This window comes from Staphylococcus simulans (assembly GCF_003043455.1).
In the GTDB taxonomy this organism is placed as follows: domain Bacteria; phylum Bacillota; class Bacilli; order Staphylococcales; family Staphylococcaceae; genus Staphylococcus; species Staphylococcus simulans_A.
Genome location: NZ_PZGG01000113.1, coordinates 1 through 3,154, shown reverse-complemented (window position 1 = coordinate 3,154; position 3,154 = coordinate 1). Strand labels below are relative to the sequence as shown.

At 30.1% G+C, this 3,154-nt stretch carries 3 protein-coding genes and 1 pseudogene; 2 read left to right on the top strand and 2 right to left on the bottom strand.

Annotated elements, in window-relative coordinates; genetic code table 11:
• Positions 1-163: 163 nt before the first annotated feature.
• Positions 164-412: a hypothetical protein gene (locus tag BU038_RS12090; protein WP_107540469.1), complete on the bottom strand. Its 249-nt coding sequence runs from the start codon at positions 410-412 to the stop codon at positions 164-166.
• Positions 413-1,362: 950 nt separating this feature from the next.
• A pseudogene (locus tag BU038_RS12085) lies at positions 1,363-1,863 on the bottom strand (protein rep); the annotation flags it as partial.
• Between the two features lie 55 nt (positions 1,864-1,918).
• Here BU038_RS12085 and BU038_RS12080 point away from each other — a divergent pair.
• Together BU038_RS12080 and BU038_RS12075 are read left to right on the top strand one after the other, a co-directional pair.
• On the top strand, positions 1,919-2,593 hold the full coding sequence (locus BU038_RS12080; RefSeq protein WP_105980557.1) for an IS6-like element IS257 family transposase: 675 nt from the start codon (positions 1,919-1,921) through the stop codon (positions 2,591-2,593).
• Positions 2,594-2,812: 219 nt separating this feature from the next.
• Positions 2,813-3,154: cysteine peptidase family C39 domain-containing protein (locus BU038_RS12075; RefSeq protein ID WP_199219717.1), on the top strand; the 342-nt coding region annotated here is incomplete at its 3' end.

Sequence of the window (3,154 nt, the reverse complement as noted above, 5' to 3'; positions counted from 1 at the left end):
CAATTCAAACTTTAATGATGAGTCTTTAAAATTCCAATTACTCTAAGAATTACTGCAAAATATTTAAAACTATTTAAGTAACTTTTCTGTACTTGAAATTGAAATTATCAAATCTGTACTATCAAGAAAAGAAGAAACTCATTTCATTCGTGTCAAAAGCCACCTATTTTCTTAACGCAGTTTTAATCAAAATATAAATTATTAAGACAATAATAAGAATACAAAAAGCGATATTAAATACCTCTAAATCAAAAAAATTCACAAATGCAAAACTATTATACTGAGACTCGCTGATAACATTATCAATTCCTCTAGCATCAACTTCGATTTTATTTAACAACCATAAAACTATTGATATTCCAATTAATACAACAACAGATTCTAATAATGATTTAGTAAAACTTTTAACCAATGTAAAACTCCTTTCCATGCCTTAAAGTCATCTTACTAATTAAATTGCTTTATTCCAATTGCTTTATTGACAACGAGCCTCTGAACCCTTAACGAACCCAAAACTTGTCGAATAGTCGGCTTAATAGCTCACGCTATGCCGACATTCGTCTTCAAGTTTAGTTAAGGGTTCTTCTCATTAATCAATAAATTTTCTCGGCATAAATGCGTACTCCTGTTATAATATAAATGTAATGAAGGAGGAGTGGTGGCTCCCCATTGAGATTATTCCATAATCTCAATGATTAAACGAACAAAAACTCTTAGTAAGTTAATAATACTTACTAAGAGTTTTTTATTTGAGCGTTTTATAATTAATAACTTTATTTTGCATTTTAAGGGGGTATTTAAAGCAAAGTCTGTGTTTCTTATATGTTTGTTACTCAAGTCCCAATATAAGCATTTAAAACGTAAATATGGGCTTATAACAGAAAAATATCCCTACTTGATTTATACATAAAATATACACCGCCAAAAACTTAGGATATTTTACATGAGCATAAGGAAATCCAGTACCACCCCTGGTGGTATTCAGCATAGCTGAAAGATTTTCCTAACATTCGTTACACTCATTTGCTCATGCAAACAACATTAAAAGCCTTGATATTAAAGCAATTGAAGTGAATCCGTATTTTAAGCCTATGAAACAGTTAAGTGTATTAGTACATAGAATGCAACATGTTACACAAATACCACTCAGAGCTTCCCATGGAATATTTTTTTTCATTGATTTAACAGGCTTTATCAAAGGTCTGGAATACAAATATTCTAAATTTCCAAGCTCCTGGAATATATAGACTATTCATTTTTTTGTATTTTTTGTATAAAACACTTAAATATCAAATTTAAAACCAATATAAAAAAACGCTAGCTTTTTCGCTAACGTTTTAGAATAAACATCAAAATTTATACTCAAATTTCTTCGTCAATTTCATCAATCATTTGATGATTAATTTTTCGTTTTTCTTCTTCGGTCAAATCAAAAATTTCACTCGCTAAGTATTCTTTTTGGTTCCAATGATAAAAAATTTGATAAATATATTCTGTCGGATCTACTTCTTTAAAATAATCTAAATCTCCATTTTTTAATTTCTTTCTCGCCTCTTTAAACAGTCCAGAGTAAACAAGAATTTGTTTACCTTTAAGTGATTTATAAAATGTATCAAACACTTTTTGATTAATTAAGTAGTCGCTATCTTTACCAGAATACTTCGCCATTTCGTATAATTCTTTATTGTTATTTTGTTTTATTTTTTGAACATGTACTTGTGTAATCTCATCGTTATCCGTTACATCTCGCCATAAATTCAGCCATTCTTTTTGACTAATATAATACCGTTTATCTGTAAAATATGATTTATTAACAGCTATCAAAACATGAAAATGCGGATTATAATCATCACGCTTTTGATGGTTCTGTTGCAAAGTTGAGTTTATAGTATAATTTTAACAAAAAGGAGTATGCTATATGAACTATTTCAGATATAAACAATTTAACAAGGACGTCATCACTGTAGACGTTGGCTACTATCTAAGATACGCGCTGAGTTATCGTGATATATCTGAAATACTAAGAGAACGTGGTGTCAACGTTCATCATTCAACGGTCTACCGTTGGGTTCAAGAATATGCTCCGATTTTGTATCAAATTTGGAAGAAAAAACATAAAAAGGCCTATTACAAATGGCGTATTGATGAGACGTACATCAAAATAAAAGGAAAATGGAACTATTTATATCGTGCCATTGATGCAGAGGGACATACATTAGATATTTGGTTGCGTAAGCAACGAGATAATCATTCAGCATATGCATTTATCAAACGTCTCATTAAACAATTTGGTAAACCTCAAAAGGTAATTACAGATCAGGCACCTTCAACGAAGGTAGCAATGGCTAAAGTAATTAAAGCTTTTAAACTTAAACCTGACTGTCATTGTACATCGAAATATCTGAATAATCTCATTGAGCAAGATCACCGTCATATTAAAGTAAGAAAGACAAGATATCAAAGTATCAATACGGCAAAGAATACTTTAAAAGGTATTGAATGTATTTACGCTCTATATAAAAAGAACCGCAGGTCTCTTCAGATCTACGGATTTTCGCCATGCCACGAAATTAGCATCATGCTAGCAAGTTAAACGAACACTGACATGACATATTAGTGGTTAGCTATATTTTTTTTACTTTGCAACAGAACCTTTTCTCATTTATTAGGTAAAATCATTCTCATATATCAAGTAAAGTGACACTTTTAAGTGTTTTTAACATTATCAAAAGGATTACTTAACTTATGTTTAATACTAACTATTTATACTTATTAAAATAAAGTAAAACTTTTATTGAAAGGACTCATTATGATGGCTATAAAATTTATAAGACAATACGATGAAAAGGATTGTGGTCCTACTTGCCTTGCCATGATTTCACAGTTTTATGGTAAGCGTGTATCCATCCCACGTTTACGCGAATATGCTAAGACAGATAAATTAGGTACAAATTTATATGGTCTCGTACAAGCAGGTAAAAAGATTGGTATTGAGTTAACTGGTGTAAAAGCTGATTCCTTTGATGATTTAAAACAAGCACAATTACCAGTTATGGTACATATTATTAATCAACAAGGTTATGACCACTATATCATTATTGAAAAAATAAAAAATAACACGCTTTATGTTGTCGATCCTGCTAAAGGTAAATAT